Below are 15,899 nucleotides of genomic sequence, written 5' to 3' on the forward strand. Positions count from 1 at the left end.
TGATGCGGGAGTGACCGGCCGGGGTGTCGTACCCGGCCGTTAGTCTCGGTGGTCATGAGACTCCTGCACACGTCCGACTGGCATCTCGGCCGGGCCTTCCACCGGGTGAGCATGCTCGGGGCCCAGGCCGAGTTCATCGGTCACCTCGTCGCCACCGTGCGCGAGCGCGAGGTGGACGCGGTGCTCGTGTCGGGAGACGTGTACGACCGCGCGGTGCCCCCGCTCGCCGCCGTCGAACTCTTCGACGACGCCCTGCACCGCCTCGCCGCACTGGGCGTGCCCACGGTGATGATCTCCGGGAACCACGACTCGGCCCGCCGCCTCGGCGTCGGCGCCGGACTCATCGACCGCGCCGGCATCCACCTGCGCACCGAACCGTCCGCCGTCGCCACCCCCGTGGTGCTCGCCGACGCCCACGGCGACGTCGCCTTCTACGGCCTGCCCTACCTCGAACCCGCCCTGGTCAAGGACGAGTTCGGCGTCGACAGGGCCGGGCACGAGGCCGTCCTCGCGGCCGCCATGGACCGGGTCCGCGCCGACCTCGCCACCCGCCCGGAAGGCACCCGCTGCGTCGTCCTCGCCCACGCCTTCGTCACCGGCGGCGAGGCCAGCGACAGCGAACGGGACATCACCGTCGGCGGGGTCGCCGCCGTACCCGCCGGGGTCTTCGACGGCGCCCACTACGTGGCTCTCGGCCATCTGCACGGCTGCCAGACCCTCACCGAGCGCGTGCGCTACTCCGGCTCCCCGCTCGCCTACTCCTTCTCCGAGGCCGGCCACCGCAAGAGCATGTGGCTGGTCGACCTGGCCGCCGACGGCACCGTCCGCGCCGAACGCCTCGACTGTCCGGTGCCGCGCCCGCTGGCCCGCGTCCGCGGCACCCTGGAGGAGCTGCTCGCCGACCCGGACCTCGCCCGCCACGAGGACTCCTGGGTCGAGGCCACCCTCACCGACCCCGTCCGCCCGGCCGACCCGATGGCCCGGCTCACCGAGCGCTTCCCGCACACCCTGAGCCTCGTCTTCGCCCCCGAACGCGCCCCCGACGACCCCCGGGCCTCCTACGCCCGGCGCCTCGCGGGCCGCAGCGACCAGCAGATCGCCCGGGACTTCGTCGCCCACGTCCGCGGCGCCGGACCCGACGAACACGAGACCGCGATACTGCGCGAGACCTTCGACGCGGTCCGTGCCGACGCGACCGTACGGGAGGTGGCCCGGTGAGGCTGCACCGGCTCGACATCACCGCCTTCGGCCCCTTCGGCACCACCCAGCACGTCGACTTCGACGCGCTGTCCACCGCCGGCCTCTTCCTGCTGCACGGCCCCACCGGCGCGGGCAAGACCTCCGTCCTGGACGCCGTCTGCTATGCCCTGTACGGCTCCGTGCCCGGCGCCCGCCAGAGCGGCGCGGGCCAGGGCATGAACCTGCGCAGCGACCACGCCGAGCCCCGCACCCGTACCGAGGTGCGCCTCGAACTCACCGTCGCCGGACGCCGGCTGGAGGTCACCCGGCAGCCGCCCTGGGAGCGCCCCAAGCTGCGCGGCAAGGGCACCACCGTCGACAAGGCCCAGACCTGGCTGCGCGAGTACGACGCCACGGCGGGCGCCTGGAAGGACCTCAGCCGCTCGCACCAGGAGATCGGGGCCGAGTTCGAGCAGCTGCTCGGCATGAGCCGGGAGCAGTTCTGCCAGGTCGTGCTGTTGCCCCAGGGCGACTTCGCCCGCTTCCTGCGCGCCGACGCCGAGGCCCGCGGCCGGCTGCTCGGCCGCCTGTTCGACACCCAGCGCTTCGCCGACGTCGAGAAGCGCCTCGCCGAACGCCGCCGCGCCGCCGAGGCCCGGGTGCGCGAGGGCGACGCCGCCCTCCTCGCCGACGCCCACCGCATGCAGCAGGCCGCGGGCGACGCCATGGAGCTGCCCGAACTCGCGCCCGGCGACCCGGGACTCGCCGAGGCCGTGCTCGGCGCCGCGGCCGTCGCCCGGGCCACCGCCCAGGAACGCCTCACCATCGCCCACAGCCGACTGGCGGCCGCCGAGTCCGCCCACGCCGACGCCCGCCGCGCCCTGGACGAGACACGCGAACTCGCCCGGTTGCAGGGCAGGTTCGCCGAGGCGCGACGGCGCGCCGAACGGCTGGAGGAGCGGGCCGACGGCCATCGCGAGGACCAGGAGCGCATGGCGCGTTCCCGGAAGGCCGAGCAGGTCGCGCCCGCCCTGCACCTGCGGGACGAGGCCGAGCGCGAGCACCGCGAGGCGGACGCCGCCGAGGCCCGCGCCCGCGGCCTGCTGCCCGGCACGCTCGCCGACGCCGACGCGAGCGCTCTGGCCGCCGCCGCCCGCCGCGCCGCCGAGGAACTGGGCGGCCTGGACGCGGCCCGGCGCGCCGAGCGGCGCCTCGCCGAGGTGACCGCGGAACGCGCCGGACTGGACCGCCAGGAGCGCGCCGACGAGGACGTGCTGCGCGAGGCCGACGCCTGGCTTGAGGGCTGGGACTCCGCGCGCGCCGCCCTCCAGGCGCGCATCGACACCGCCCAGGAGGCCGCCACCCGCGCCGAGCAGCTCGGCGTCCGCCGCGAACCGACGCGGCGGCGCCTGGCGGCGGCCCGCACCCGGGACGCCCTCACCGCCGACCTGGAGACGGCCCGGCAGCGGGCCCAGGACGCCGGACGGCGCGCCCTGGACGCCCGCGCCCACTGGCTCGAACTCAAGGAACAGCGCCTGAACGGCATCGCCGCCGAACTGGCCGCCCGCCTCGCCGACGGCGAACCCTGCGCGGTCTGCGGCGCCACCGAACACCCGGCGCCCGCCCGCAAGGACGCCGGGCACGTGGACCGCGCCGCCGAGGAACAGGCGCACGCCGCATCCCAGGAGGCCGACCGCCGGCACACCGAGGCCGAGCGGAGCGTCGCCGCCGTCCGCGAGTCCCTGGCCGCCGCCACCGCCGAGGCGGGCGAGACACCCGTCGCGGAACTCGCCGCCGAAGCAGATGAGTTGCAGCAGGAATACGCCCGCGCCCGGCACGCCGCCTCCGGGCTGCACGCCGCCCACGAGGAGCTGCGGCGCGCCGAGCAGGAGCGCGAGCGGCGCCTCGCCGAACGGCAGCAGGCCGCCGTACGGGGCGCCTCCCGGCTCACCCGGCGCGAGGCGCTGGATCGCGAACAGTCCCAGCTGGAAGCCGAGTTGACCCAGGCGCGCGGCACCGAGGGCAGCGTGGCCGCGCGCGCCGCTCAGTTGGAGCGGCGGGCGGCGCTGCTGGCCGAGGCCGCCGACGCGGTGCGTGCCGCCGAGGACACCGCCCAGCGCCTGAAGACCGCCGACGCCCGGCTCGCCGACGCCGCCTACCGGGCCGGCTTCGCCACCCCCGAGGCCGCGGCCGCCGCCCTGCTCGCCGACGACGGGCACCGTGAGCTGCAACACCGCCTGGACACCTGGCAGTCGGAGGAGGCCGCCGTGCGTGCCGTCCTCGCCGAGGCGGACACCGCGGCCGCCGCCCGGCGCCCGTCCGCCGACCCGGCCGGCGCCGAACGGGCGGCCGCCGAGGCCGAGCGACGACTGCGGGAGGCCGTCTCCGCCCGCGACGCCGCCGACCGCTGCCGCGCCGAGCTGGACCGGCTCTCCGCCCGCGCCGCCGAGGCCGTGCGCCGGCTCGGGCCGTTGCGCGAGGAGTACGACCGGGTCGCCCGGCTCGCCGCCCTCACCGCGGGCACCGCCGCCGACAACGAGCGCAGGATGCGCCTGGAGTCGTACGTGCTCGCCGCCCGACTGGAACAGGTCGCCGCCGCCGCGACCGTCCGCCTCCAGCGCATGTCCTCCGGCCGCTACACCCTCGTCCACTCCGACGACCGCAGTGGCCGCGGCCGCAGCGGGCTCGGCCTGCACGTGGTGGACGCCTGGACCGGCTGCGAACGGGACACGGCCACCCTCTCCGGCGGCGAGACCTTCTTCGCCTCCCTGGCCCTCGCCCTCGGCCTCGCCGACGTCGTCACCGACGAGACCGGCGGCGTCCGCCTGGACACCCTCTTCATCGACGAGGGCTTCGGCAGCCTCGACGACCAGACCCTGGACGAGGTCCTCGACGTCCTCGACGGCCTGCGCGAACGCGACCGCAGCGTGGGCATCGTCAGCCACGTCCCCGACCTGCGCCGCCGCATCCACGCCCAACTGGAGGTCCTCAAGGGCAGATCGGGCTCGGCGCTGCGGCAACGGGGGGTCTGACGGCGATCAGGCACGGCGGTCACAGGGACGGCGAAGAGGCGGGCTGGGGCACTGCGGCCATGGGTGGCCGACGGGCGGCACTGCCCTGGAGGGCGTTCAGGCCCACGGCCATGCCCTGCTCGTCCCTTCGCTCCAGTACCGTGCGCGGCACAGCTGAGCCGAGCCCTCGGCCCTGGCGGTGACGCGCCCGCCGGGAGCGGTGGCGAGCGCTCCCGCGAAGGCCTGAATCGCAACGACGCGGCCCCGACTCGGTCCGGCGGCAGCGGGGGCCGGCCCGTCTCAACCGCCCATGGAGACAGGCGAGTTCAGTCGCCGTCAAGGGTGCGTGTAGGTTCTTCGCCCATGGCTCGGATTGAAGATCATGGAGTGCTGGAGTGGGTGGAGTCGGGCGGTGGGCCCCTGATCGCCGTTCCGGAGGTGGTCCTGCCGTTCTGGGCGGGGGCCGACAGCGAGGAGCTGGACACGGACTACGACCGGGCCTGCGAGGTCGCCGGGTACGCCGGGCTGCTGCCCGTCGGTGACAGCGCGGCGCTCGTCCTCGGTGACGAACCCGCCGCCACCTCCTATCTGCCCGAGCACGGCACCTTCGTACGGTGGTCCGCGGCCGAGTCCGAGCGCGAGCTGCTGGCCGGGGTGCCCGCCGCGCTGGAGGGCGCCGTGTGGGAGCAGGAGCTGCGCTGGGACGTGCCCGGGCCCGTGGTGCTGTTCGACTCGGCCTGGCCGGGCGGCGAGGCGGACCGGCAGGAGCACCTGAAGGTGCCGCTCGCCGCCGGGTCGTACACCGTGCGCACCGCCTACGCCCAGCCGGGGCCCGAGACCTGGGTCGGGCTGGTCCAGCTCAGGCCGCTGGGGCGCTGAGGCGGGCTCAGGGACGCAGGCCGTCGAAGTCGATCTCCAGGTGCCGCGGCCCGCGCAGCACCGCGTTCTCCCGGTACGGCGGCGGGTCCTGCACCAGGCGCGGGTTCTCCAGCCGCCGGGCCAGCTCGGTCAGTGCGATCTGGGTCTCCAGCCGGGCCAGCGGCGCGCCGAAGCAGATGTGGATGCCGCTGCCGAAGCCGAGGTGCTGGACGTCCTCGCGGTCCGGGTCGAACCGGTCGGGGTCCGCGAACCGCTCCGGGTCCCGGTTGCCCGCGGCCAGTACCAGCCAGATCCGCGACCCCTTGGGGATCGTCACCCCGCGCACCTCGATGTCCGCGATGCAGGTGCGCTGCGGCACCAGCTGGACCGGCGGCTCGTAGCGCAGCAGCTCCTCCACCAGCCGGGGCGCGAGCTCCGGTTCGTGGCGCAGCCGCTCCAGGATCTCCGGGTGGCGCAGCAGCGTGAGCATGCCGTTGGTGATCAGGTTGACGGTCGTCTCATGACCGGCGATGAGCAGCAGCACGGCCGTGCTGAGCACTTCCATCATCGTCATCGCGCCGTCCGGCCCCCGGCTGTTGACCAGGTCGGACAGCAGATCGTCGCGCGGTTCCTTCGCCCGCTCCTCGACCAGCCCGGCCAGATACATGCCGAGCTGCATCCGGGCCTCGCGGGCCGTCCGCTCGAACTCCTCGTCCCCGCCCTGCCGCAACCCCGGGTCCAGGTTCGCCACCAGCGGATCGACCCAGGCGCGGAAGCGGGGCTCGTCCTCCCGGGGCACCCCGAGCAGCCGGCAGATCACGGTCACGGGGAAGGGGTAGGCGAACTGGTCGACCAGGTCGATCCGCCGGGCGTCCCCGAAGCCGTCGATCAGCGCGGTGACGATCTCCCGCAGCTCGCCGCGCATGTCGTCGATCCGGTGCGGGCGGTGCGGCGGTCCGAAGCCGCTGTTGGCGATGCGCCGCAGCCGGTCGTGCTCGGGCGGGTCCAGCCGCAGGAAGGACGGCGGCAGCCCGCCCGTCTCCTCGGGGCCGGCCAGCGGATCGTCGCCGGCGGCGGCCAGGTTCGCCGCGTCCGAGCTGATCCGCGGGTCGTGCAGCAGCGCCTCGATGTCCCAGTAGGAGCTGATGACGTAGGGGCCGCCCTCCTCCTCGTGCAGCACCGGTGTCCGGCGGAGCTCCCGGTACACCGGGTACGGGTCGGCGCGGCTGGCGTAGTCGGTGATCCGGCGCACGAGCGAGTCTTGCGTCATGAGGGGTCCTTGGAGCGTCGAGGGAGGGCAGGCCGGGGATCTCAGTGGCGGGCCGGGTGGAAGACGAGCCGGGTGTCGGCGGGCGAGTAACCGCTGAGGGTCACCATGGCCGCGTGGGTCGGCAGCGACGGGTCCGGGAAGTCGGCCGGCACCGGCCGACGGTCCCCGGGGCGCCGGTCCAGCGTCGGGTGCTCCACCGGGAACGGCGCGCCCCGCTCGATCTGCCGCTGGTAGAACTCCAGCCACCGCGTGTTGTCGAAGCTCACCGCGGCCACCACCCTGCCCTTGTGGCCGTAGACGCCGACGAACCGGCGCTCGGCCGTCGAGCCCTGCGTGATCATCAGCTCCTCGCCCATCGGGGGCACCCCGACCGACTTGATGTTCACCCCGAACTGCGAGGACCAGAACGCCGGCATCCACAGGTGCGGGCGCCGGTCGGTGGCGCCGCAGATCATGTTGTGCGCGGCCGTCTCCGCCTGCGCCACGGCGTTGCCCCAGTGTTCGAGCGAGAGGAACTGGTACTCGAACAGCGCGTGCGGGGAGCGCGCCACGTCCCCGGCCACGAACACGTCGTCCGTGACGATGCCCCGGAAGTCGAAGGCACGGCACCCCGCGTCGCAGGCGATGCCCCGGGGGCCCGCGCCGAGCCCCGACCCGGCCAGCCAATCGGTGTTGCGCTGCGAACCCAGCGAGACGACCACCACGTCCGCCTCGACCACGCTCTCGTCGGACAGGTGCACCGCTCGTACCCGGCCGGCCGGATCGCCCTCCAGCGCCGTCACCGTCACCCGGGTGCGCAGATCCACGCCGTGCTCGCGCATCAGATCCGCGGCGACCGAGCCGATCACCCCGCCGAGGGCGCCCACCAGCGGCGCGCCCGCCCGCTCCGCCACCGTGACGGGGACGCCCCGCTCCCGGCACGCGGAGGCGACCTCGCAGCCGGCGAACCCGGCACCGATCACGAACACCCGGCGCGGCCCCGCCTTCAGCCGCCCGTACAGCCCCGCCGCGTCGTCCCGGGTGCGCAGCAGGAAGACGCCGTCCAGCCGGGCCTCCGGCTCCTTCGGCCAGGGCCGGGCGCGCACCCCGGTGGCGATCAGCAGCCGGTCGTACTGCACCTCGTCCCCGTCGGCCAGCCGGACCCGTTTGGCCCTCAGGTCCAGGCCGGTCGCCGCCACGCCGAGGCGCCACGTGGCGTCGAGCTCCCGGCGCCGGGGCAGCTCGGTGCGGTGCGGGCCGGCCTTGCCGAGCAGCACCGCCTTGGACAGCGGCGGCCGGTCGTAGGGCTCGTACGGCTCGTCGCCGATCAGGGTCAGCTCCCCGGTGAAGCCCTCCGCGCGCAGCGTCTCCGCCGCCCGCAGCCCGGCCAGCGAGGCGCCCACGATCACGATCCGGCCCTCGCGCCGCAGTCGCTCCACTCCGTCAACGGGCACCGGCGGCCTCCGGCGACCCGTCGAGCCCGTCGGCGGTGATCGCCTGCACCGGGCAGGCGGCCACCGCCCGGGCCAGCCGCTCACGCTGCCCGGGGTCGGGCCGCGGGTCGTAGACCAGCGACTCCTCGCCGTGCATGGCGAAGACGTCAGGCGCGAGGAACGCGCACTGGGCGTACCCCTGACACTTGTTGAGATCGACGACGAGCCTCATCGACGCTCCGCCCTTCCGGTGGCCAGGGTCCGGTGCACGCGCCACGCGGCCGGCGCGGCGTACCCGGACGGCGGTCGCCCCCCGCTCGCCAGCATGGGAGCGAACCGGGGGGAGCCGCGCGCCGGGCACGCCGATCGGGTGAGCGGAGCCGGGACCGGCTCAGAGCGCGGACAGCTCGTCCACCAGGTCGTCCAGGCCGAGGGAGCCTTGGGAGAGGGCCGCCATGTGCCAGGACTTCAGGTCGAACGCCGCACCGTGCCGCTGCTGCGCCCGCTCCCGGCCCAGCAGCCAGGCCCGCTCGCCGAGCTTGTAGCCGATCGCCTGGCCCGGGATCGTCAGGTAGCGGGTCAGCTCGCTCTCCACGAAGTCCGCGGGGCGGCTGCTGTGCGCGCCGAAGAACTCCTGCGCCAGTTCCGGCGTCCAGCGCTCACCGGGGTGGAACGGCGAGTCGGCGGGGATCTCCAGCTCCAGGTGCATGCCGATGTCCACGATCACCCGGGCCGCCCGCATCATCTGCGCGTCCAGGTAGCCGAGGCGCTCCTCCGGGTCGGTGAGGTAGCCCAGCTCGTCCATCAGCCGCTCCGCGTACAGCGCCCAGCCCTCGGCGTTGGCGCTGACGATGCCGACCGTGGCCTGGTAGCGGGAGAGGTCCGCGGCCACGTGCGCCCACTGCGCCAGCTGGAGGTGGTGGCCGGGCACGCCCTCGTGGTACCAGGTCGAGACGAGGTCGTAGACCGGGAAGCGGGTCTGGCCCATGGTGGGCAGCCAGGTGCGGCCCGGCCGGGAGAAGTCCTCCGACGGGCCCGTGTAGTACGGGGCCGCCGCGCCGCCGGGCGGGGCGATGCGCGACTCCACCTTGCGCACCCGCTCGGCGAGTTCGAAGTGCGTGCCGTCCAGGTCCGCGATCGCCCGGTCCATCAGGCTCTGCAACCAGTCGCGGACCTCGTCCACGCCCTCGATGTGCCGGCCGTGCTCGTCCAGGTGGGCCAGCGCCACCCAGGGCGTCTCGGCGCCGGGCAGGATCTTCTCCGCCTCCCGCTTCATCTCGCCGAGGATGCGGTGGAACTCCGACCAGCCGTACGCGTACGCCTCGTCCAGGTCCAGGTCGGTGCCGTTGAAGTAGCGCGACCAGCGCGCGTACCGCTCCCGGCCGACGACGTTCGGGGCGCCCTCGATGGCCGGGGCGTACACCTCGCGCAGCCAGTCGCGCAGTTCCACCAGGGTGGCGGTGGCCGCGCGCGCCGCCTCGTCCAGCTCGGCGCGCAGCGCGTCGGGTCCGGCGGCGGCGAACTCCTCGTACCAGCCGCGGCCCTTGCCGTCCGGGTCGATCCACTCGGTGAGCTGCCCGATGAACGTCTCGGTGGGCCGGGGCGCCGCGAAGAGCTTGCGGTCCAGGCCGGCCTGGAGGGACTCGCGGTAGCCCGCGAGCGCGCCCGGCACCGCGCGCAGCCGCTCGGCGATGGCCGCCCAGTCCTCCTCGGTGGCCGCCGGCATCACGGTGAAGATGTCGCGCACCGAGTGGCCCGGGGTGTGCATGTTGCCGACCGCGCGCAGGTGTTCGTGCGCCTCGTGCACGGCGAGTTCGGCGGTCAGGCGCTCCCGCAGCAGCCGCCCGCAGCGCCGTTCCACGTCGCTGTCCGCGCCCGGCCGGCGCTCCGCCTCGGCCAGCTTGGCGAGCGTGGTCCGGGCCAGCTCCGCGAACGCCTCCTGGCCGGCCGGCGAGTAGTCGGGCAGCCGGCCCGAACTCTCCGGCACCCCCAGGTAGGTGCCGGTCACGGGGTCGAGGGCGATGAGGTCGTCGACGTAGGCGTCGGCGACCTGGCGGGGCAGCGGGCTGTTGGTCTCAGACATGCCGCCCATCCTCGTACGGCGGGTGTCCCCGCGTCACCCGCGTGCCGGACGATTCAGCTGTCGGCGTTGCCGGGCGGCAGCAGCGGGCCGCACTCCCACTGCTGGAAGATCAACCGGGTCTCCACCCGGGCCACTTCGCGCCGCGCGGTGAACTCGTCCAGCACCAGCCGCTGGAGATCGGCCATGTCCGCGACGGCCACATGCACCAGGTAGTCGTCCGGGCCGGTGAGATGGAACACCGTCCGGGCCTCCGGCAGCGCGCGCACCCGCTCCACGAACGGCCCCACCAGCTCCCTGCGGTGCGGCCGGACCTGGACCGAGAGCAGCGCCTGCAAACCGCGGCCGATCTTGGCCGGATCCAGTCGCAACCGGTGGCCGAGGATCACGCCCGAGCGGCGCAGCCGGGTCACCCGGTCCAGACAGGTCGACGGCGCGACACCCACCTGGGCGGCGAGGTCGCGGTAGGTGATCCGGGCGTCGTTCTGCAGCAGCCGCAGCAGCTGGAGATCCACCGGATCCAGTACGACGGAATCGGCCATCGGCCGAACATAGCACGGTGTTTCTCCCCTTGAAACCGTTCGATGTTCACCCTTCCGGCCATGGACACAGCGAGCACGGGCGCCTACGACGACGTACGCCCCGCACCGAGAGCCCTGGCCACCGAGGCCGTGCACGCCGGCCGCGACGATCTCGCCCGCCAGGGGCTGCACGCCCCGCCGATCGACCTGTCCACCACCTACCCCTCCTACGACAGCCGCGGCGAGGCCGCCCGCATCGACGCCTTCGCCGCCGAGGGCGCGGACCCGGTGGGGCCGCCGGTCTACGGCCGGCTCGGCAATCCGACGGTCGCCCGCTTCGAGACCGCGCTGGCCCGGCTGGAGGGCACCGAGTCCGCGGTCGCCTTCGCCAGCGGCATGGCCGCCCTCAGCGCGGTGCTGCTCGCCAGGTCGGCGACGGGGCTGCGCCATGTCGTCGCGGTACGGCCCCTGTACGGCTGCTCCGACCATCTGCTCACCGCCGGGCTGCTCGGCACCGAGGTCACCTGGACCGACCCGGCCGGCATCACGGACGCGCTGCGCCCGGACACCGGCCTGGTGATGGTCGAGTCCCCGGCCAACCCGACGCTCGCCGAACTCGACCTGCGGGCCGTCGCGCACGCCTGCGGCTCGGTGCCGCTGCTCGCCGACAACACCTTCGCCACGCCCGTGCTGCAACGGCCGGCCGAGCAGGGCGCGCGACTGGTGCTGCACAGCGCGACGAAGTACCTCGGCGGACACGGCGACGTGCTGGCCGGGGTCGTGGCCTGCGACGAGGAACTCGCGGGCCGGCTGCGGCAGATCCGCTTCGCCACGGGCGGCGTCCTGCACCCGCTCGCCGGCTACCTGCTGCTGCGCGGCCTGTCCACGCTCCCGGTCCGGGTCCGGGCCGCCTCCGCGAACGCCGCGGAACTGGCCCGCCGGCTCTCCGCCGACCCGCGGGTGGCCCGGGTCCGCTATCCGCGCCTCGGCGGCGCGATGATCGCCTTCGAGGTGCACGGCGACCCGCACGAGGTCATCTCCCGGGTCCGCCTCGTCACCCCGGCGGTGAGCCTCGGCAGCGTCGACACCCTCATCCAGCACCCCGCCTCCATCAGCCACCGCATCGTCGCCGCGGGCGACCGCCAGGACGCCGGGGTGAGCGACAAACTGCTCCGGCTGTCGGTGGGGCTGGAGGACGTGGAGGACCTCTGGGCGGACCTGGACCGGGCGCTGGGACAGCAGGTGCGGACGCCGGTGCCGCTGGGGCGGGCGGTGGGCTGACGGTCGGCGCGGCGGCACCCGGCCGGGACCGGGCCCGCGAGTCCGGTCCGGTCCCGGCGGGCCGCCCGTCTCGGCGGACCCGGTTCAGCCTCGCGGGCCCGGTTCAGCCCTGGCGGGCCCGGTTCAGTTCTGGCGGGCCCGGTCGAACGCCGGCCGGGAGGAGGGCTCCGCGGTCAGCCGTGCCGTGATCACCAGCGTGCCCTCCTCCACCTGGTAGTCGAGCGGCAGGCCGAGGCCCCGCATCGCCGCGACCATGCCGGTGTTGGAGGCCTGCGTCACCGCGTACACGCTGTCGCAGCGGGCCTCGCGGGCCATGGCCACCAGCCGGCGCAGCAGCTCCGCGCCGACGCCCCGTCGCTGCCAGTCGTCCTCGACCAGCAGCGCGACCTCCGTCTCGTCGCCGTCCCACAGCAGGTGCCCGAGGCCGACGACGCGCCCGGAGGGCGTCTGCGCGGCCAGCGTCCGGCCGAAACGGGGGCTGAGCAGGTGGTTGAGGTAGCGGTCCGCGTCGCCGACCGGACCGTGGTAGCGCAGCGACAGCGTGCGGGCCGAGCACCGCTCGTGCATCTCCTTCGCCGCCGCCAGCTCCCCGGTGTCGATCCGCCGTACGGTGATGTCGTTGCCCTCGGGCAGCGTCAGCACGTCCTGGCCGTCCGGAATCCGCGGGCCCAGCCGCGCGTCCAGCTCCACCAGCGCCCGGGCCCGCGCGAACTCCGCGGGGGTGAACGGCAGATACGGCCGCTCCACGGTGAGCACCCCGCCCTCCGGCGCCCGCAGCCGGATGACCGTGTCCTCCAGGACACCCTCGGCCGGCACCCGGTGCGCACCGTCGACCGCGCGGCCGGGCAGCGAGCGGATCGTGCAGCGGCCGAGCAACTGCCGCAGCGCCAGGGGCAGTTCCGCGGCGTCCACGGCGGTGCGCGCGGCCAGGCCCAGCACCCGCGTCGGCGCGTCCACCAGATCGTGGGCGTCGGCCCGCTCGATGTACGTGGAGGTGCCCCCGGCCGCCGCCACCGCCCGGCCGAGCTCCGTGGCCGACAGCGCCCCGGGCGCCCGCAGCAGGAACTCGTCCACGGTGCCGTCGGCCAGCGGGTGCGTCTGGAGGCTCAGGATGTCCACCCGGTGCCCGGCCAGCGCACCGCACAGTTCGGCCAGCGAACCGGGCTCGTCCCGGACCGTCGTCCGCATCCGCCACAGCACGCCGGGCCCGGCCGACCGCGTCTCGGCGGCCGGCCGGGCACCGGTATCACCGGCGGGCGGGGCATGCCCGTGGCGCCGTGCCCACCAGGTGTGGAAGCCCGCCGTCGCGGCCAGCGCGAGCGCCGAGACACCCAGCAGGGCCGGGCCGCCGGGGCCGTGCCCGACGAGGTTCGCCACCGCGTCGGCCACGGCGACGGCGGTGAAGACCGCGGCGAGCTCCACGAGGTCCCGCCGCCAGTGGTGGACGGGCCGGCCGTGCCGGGCCCGGGTCACATCAGACATTTCCGGAGTCATACAGCCACTGTGAAGGAAACGTGTTGCGTGATCACGAACTGATTGTGACCGTCAGGTAAAGCATGCTCCGCCCGATTTGTTTGTCTTTCTACGGTCACTCACCGCACGCCTCCGGGGCCGGTGCGCCCGGCACGGCGGGAGAACGGCCCGCACGCTCGCGTTGCCGCGCGCCGGGGGATGACGCCGGCGCGCGACATGGCTCGAAGCGTACGGGAACCGGGGACGCGAGGGTCGATTACTGGCCGACCCGGCCCGGCTGAAGCGTCCGGGTGAACAGCACGGTGCCGTCGTACTCCCGCAGCCGTACCGTCAGTTCGCCGCTCGCGCCGTCGATGTCGACCTCGCCGAAGAACTGGTAGCCCTCGGCCGGCGAGACGTTGGAGACGGCGGGCGCCTTGACGAACACCCGGTCGGGGCCGAACGTGCCGTCCAGGGCGCTGGCCGGGAACGCGCCGGCGTTGAGCGGTCCGGACACGAACTCCCAGAACGGCTCGAAGTCCTTGAACGCGGCCCGCGACGGGTCGTAGTGCTGCGCCGAGGTGTGGTGCACGTCGGCGGTCAGCCACACCGTGCCGGTGATCCGCCGGTGCTTGATGAACCGCAGCAGCTCGGCGATCTGGAGTTCCCGCCCGAGCGGCGCGCCCGGATCGCCCTGCGCGACCGCCTCGAAGTTCGGCTTGCCCTCCACCGGGTCCGGCACGACCAGGCCCAGCGGCATGTCGTTCGCGATCACCTTCCACACCGCGCGGGAGGCGGCCAGCTCGCGCTTGAGCCACTCCAGCTGCTCGCGGCCGAGGATGCCCACGGGGTCGGTGGTCTGGTCGTCGGGGGAGTTGGCGTTGCGGTAGGTGCGCATGTCCAGCACGAACACGTCCAGCAGCGGGCCGTGGTGGAGGGTGCGGTAGATCCGGCCGTCGGCGCGGGCGCCCGGCGTGGAGAGCGGGAAGTACTCGGCGAAGGCCCGCCGGGAGTTGCGCGCCAGGTCGTCCAGGCGGGTGCCGGCCGGGTAGGGGGTGCCGCCGCCGATGACCTCGCCGGGGTACCAGTTGTTGCGGACCTCGTGGTCGTCCCACTGGATGATGCCGGGCACCTGGGCGTTGAACCGGCGCAGCGCGCCGTCCAGCAGGTTGTAGCGGAAGTTGCCCCGGTAGTCGTCCAGGGTGATCGCCACGTGCGACTTCGCCTCGGTGGTCAGGCTGCGGTAGACGCTCCCGTCGGGCAGGGCGGCGGTCGCGGAGATCGGCCCGTCGGCGTAGATGTTGTCGCCGCTGCACAGGAAGAAGTCCGGATCGGTCCGGGCCATGGCGTCGAAGATCCGGTAGCCGCCGATCGACTCGTTGATGCCCCAGCCCTGCCCGGCCAGGTCGCCGGACCAGACGAACCGCACCCCCTGGCGCCGCTTGCCGGGCGCGGTGCGGAAGGTGCCGGTCACCGGCTCGCCGGTGCGGCGCGGGTCGTCGGGGTCGGCGAGCAGCACCCGGTAGTGGATCTGCTCGCCGGAGGGCAGGCCGTGCAGCCGGGTGGTGCCGGTGAAGTCGCTGCCCGCGCCGAGCAGCGGGCCCAGGAACCGGCGCGGGTTGCGGAACGACTCGGTCGCCGCGGTCTCCACGACCATCCGGGCGGGCCGGTCCGACCGCACCCAGACCAGGCCCGAGTCGGTGGTGACGTCACCGGTCTGGACACCCCAGTCGGCCCGGGGCCGCCCGGACCGGGCGAACGCCGGGGCCGCGCCGAGTCCCGTGGGCAGGGCCAGCGCCGCCGACGCGGCGAGGGAGCCGCGCAGAACGCTGCGGCGGCCGGGGAGCGGACGGTGGGACATGGCTGCGCCTCCAGGGACGGGATCCGGCCAGTGTGCACAGCCACACCTACTGCCGCTCCGAGACGCGCACACGAACCAGAGGTGAACAACCGTGCGCCCGCCCCGGGGAGTTCAGTCCCGGCTGCCGTCCAGCAGCACCCGCGCCACCAGCGCCGGATCGTCGTTCATCGGGCAGTGCCCGCAGCCGGGCAGCCGGATCAGCCGGGCGTGCGGGATGGTCTGCTTGGCGCGGATGCCCTGGCGGCGGACGAGGATGCGGTCCCTGGTGCCCCAGGCCACGGTGACCGGGAGCCCCGGCAGGTCGTCGGTGAAGCGGACGGTGACGCCGGACCGCAGGGTCGCCTCGAACCCGGTGGCCTCGACCAGCGCCCGTGTCTCCGCGACCACGGCCTCGGGGCGGCGGCGGGCGGGACGGGCGTAGATGGTGCTGGTCAGCGCGGTGCGGCCGGCGGCGCTGCGGCTCAGTCGCGCGACCAGGGGCAGCGGGAGCCGCTGGGCTATGCCCCGCATCGCGAGCAGCGTCGCGAAGGCGTACCGCCGCTCGGCCTGGGTCCAGAACCCGGCGGGGGCGAGGGCGGTGACGGACCGTACGAGCTTCTCGCGGCCCAGCTCCAGGGCCAGCAGCCCGCCCAGCGAGTTGCCGGCCACGTGCGGGCGGTCCAGGTCCAGCGCCTCGAACAGGGCGGCGAGCACGGCGTTGGTGGTGGGCAGGTCGTACGCGAGGCCGTCCGGCAGGGCGGGGGAGGCGCCGAAGCCGGGCAGGTCGACGGCGATCACCTCGCGCTCGGTGGCGAGGATGTCGACGACCGGGTCCCAGGCCTGCCGGTGGTGGCCGATGCCGTGCAGCAGCACCAGTGGCTCGCCGCGCCCCACGCGCGCGTAGGAGACGGTCACGTCCTCGGGGCCGCGCGGGGTCGGGACGGGGAAGGAGACGGTGGCGGACATGGGTGCTCCTCGGCTGGGCTGCTCGACGA

General features: G+C 74.8%; 12 protein-coding genes. 4 read left to right on the forward strand and 8 right to left on the reverse strand.

Annotated features, from left to right (window positions below):
* Positions 1 to 54 precede the first annotated feature (54 nt).
* The 3 genes from FRZ03_RS05530 (at position 55) to FRZ03_RS05540 (ending at position 5,069) form a co-directional block, all read left to right on the forward strand.
* Complete coding sequence (locus FRZ03_RS05530; protein WP_146463997.1) at positions 55 to 1,218, forward strand: exonuclease SbcCD subunit D; 1,164 nt, start codon at positions 55 to 57, stop codon at positions 1,216 to 1,218.
* Positions 1,215 to 4,211 (forward strand): AAA family ATPase, encoded by a 2,997-nt coding sequence (locus tag FRZ03_RS05535; RefSeq protein ID WP_146463998.1) that lies wholly within the window; start codon positions 1,215 to 1,217, stop codon positions 4,209 to 4,211. The genes FRZ03_RS05530 and FRZ03_RS05535 overlap by 4 nt, the downstream gene beginning before the upstream one ends.
* A 342-nt stretch (positions 4,212 to 4,553) precedes the next feature.
* Positions 4,554 to 5,069 carry an immunity 21 family protein gene (locus FRZ03_RS05540; RefSeq protein WP_146463999.1) on the forward strand — a complete coding sequence of 172 codons (516 nt, stop codon included), beginning with the start codon at positions 4,554 to 4,556 and terminating at the stop codon, positions 5,067 to 5,069.
* A 7-nt stretch (positions 5,070 to 5,076) separates the two neighbouring features.
* Here the strand turns inward: FRZ03_RS05540 and FRZ03_RS05545 are convergent, their stop codons facing one another.
* From FRZ03_RS05545 to FRZ03_RS05565, 5 genes are all read right to left on the reverse strand, one after another.
* Positions 5,077 to 6,318, reverse strand: coding sequence for a cytochrome P450 (locus FRZ03_RS05545; protein WP_146464000.1), 1,242 nt, complete (start codon positions 6,316 to 6,318; stop codon positions 5,077 to 5,079).
* A gap of 41 nt (positions 6,319 to 6,359) precedes the next feature.
* Positions 6,360 to 7,751 carry an NAD(P)/FAD-dependent oxidoreductase gene (locus tag FRZ03_RS05550; protein ID WP_146464001.1) on the reverse strand — a complete coding sequence of 464 codons (1,392 nt, stop codon included), beginning with the start codon at positions 7,749 to 7,751 and terminating at the stop codon, positions 6,360 to 6,362.
* Positions 7,741 to 7,962, reverse strand: coding sequence for a ferredoxin (locus FRZ03_RS05555; RefSeq protein ID WP_146464002.1), 222 nt, complete (start codon positions 7,960 to 7,962; stop codon positions 7,741 to 7,743). The genes FRZ03_RS05550 and FRZ03_RS05555 overlap by 11 nt, the downstream gene beginning before the upstream one ends.
* Positions 7,963 to 8,121: 159 nt before the next feature.
* Complete coding sequence (locus tag FRZ03_RS05560; protein ID WP_146464003.1) at positions 8,122 to 9,813, reverse strand: DUF885 domain-containing protein; 1,692 nt, start codon at positions 9,811 to 9,813, stop codon at positions 8,122 to 8,124.
* Between the two features lie 53 nt (positions 9,814 to 9,866).
* The gene (locus FRZ03_RS05565; RefSeq protein ID WP_070028223.1) at positions 9,867 to 10,352 is read right to left on the reverse strand and encodes an Lrp/AsnC family transcriptional regulator; all 486 of its coding nucleotides are present in this window, start codon (positions 10,350 to 10,352) and stop codon (positions 9,867 to 9,869) included.
* Positions 10,353 to 10,412: 60 nt separating this feature from the next.
* On the opposite strand from FRZ03_RS05565, the gene FRZ03_RS05570 reads away from it, so the two are divergent.
* On the forward strand, positions 10,413 to 11,612 hold the full coding sequence (locus tag FRZ03_RS05570) for a trans-sulfuration enzyme family protein (protein ID WP_146464004.1): 1,200 nt from the start codon (positions 10,413 to 10,415) through the stop codon (positions 11,610 to 11,612).
* Positions 11,613 to 11,735: 123 nt separating this feature from the next.
* On the opposite strand, the gene FRZ03_RS05575 is transcribed toward FRZ03_RS05570, so the two are convergent.
* The 3 genes from FRZ03_RS05575 to FRZ03_RS05585 all read right to left on the reverse strand — a co-directional run bounded on the left by FRZ03_RS05575 (position 11,736) and on the right by FRZ03_RS05585 (position 15,870).
* Positions 11,736 to 13,094 (reverse strand): GNAT family N-acetyltransferase, encoded by a 1,359-nt coding sequence (locus tag FRZ03_RS05575; RefSeq protein ID WP_261398591.1) that lies wholly within the window; start codon positions 13,092 to 13,094, stop codon positions 11,736 to 11,738.
* A 247-nt stretch (positions 13,095 to 13,341) separates the two neighbouring features.
* Positions 13,342 to 14,925 carry an alkaline phosphatase D family protein gene (locus FRZ03_RS05580; protein ID WP_146464006.1) on the reverse strand — a complete coding sequence of 528 codons (1,584 nt, stop codon included), beginning with the start codon at positions 14,923 to 14,925 and terminating at the stop codon, positions 13,342 to 13,344.
* A 111-nt stretch (positions 14,926 to 15,036) separates the two neighbouring features.
* The gene (locus FRZ03_RS05585; RefSeq protein ID WP_146464007.1) at positions 15,037 to 15,870 is read right to left on the reverse strand and encodes an alpha/beta fold hydrolase; all 834 of its coding nucleotides are present in this window, start codon (positions 15,868 to 15,870) and stop codon (positions 15,037 to 15,039) included.
* Between the last annotated feature and the right edge of the window lie 29 nt (positions 15,871 to 15,899).

It is taken from the genome of Streptomyces misionensis (assembly GCF_007896895.1).
In the GTDB taxonomy this organism is placed as follows: Bacteria; Actinomycetota; Actinomycetes; order Streptomycetales; family Streptomycetaceae; genus Streptomyces; species Streptomyces misionensis_A.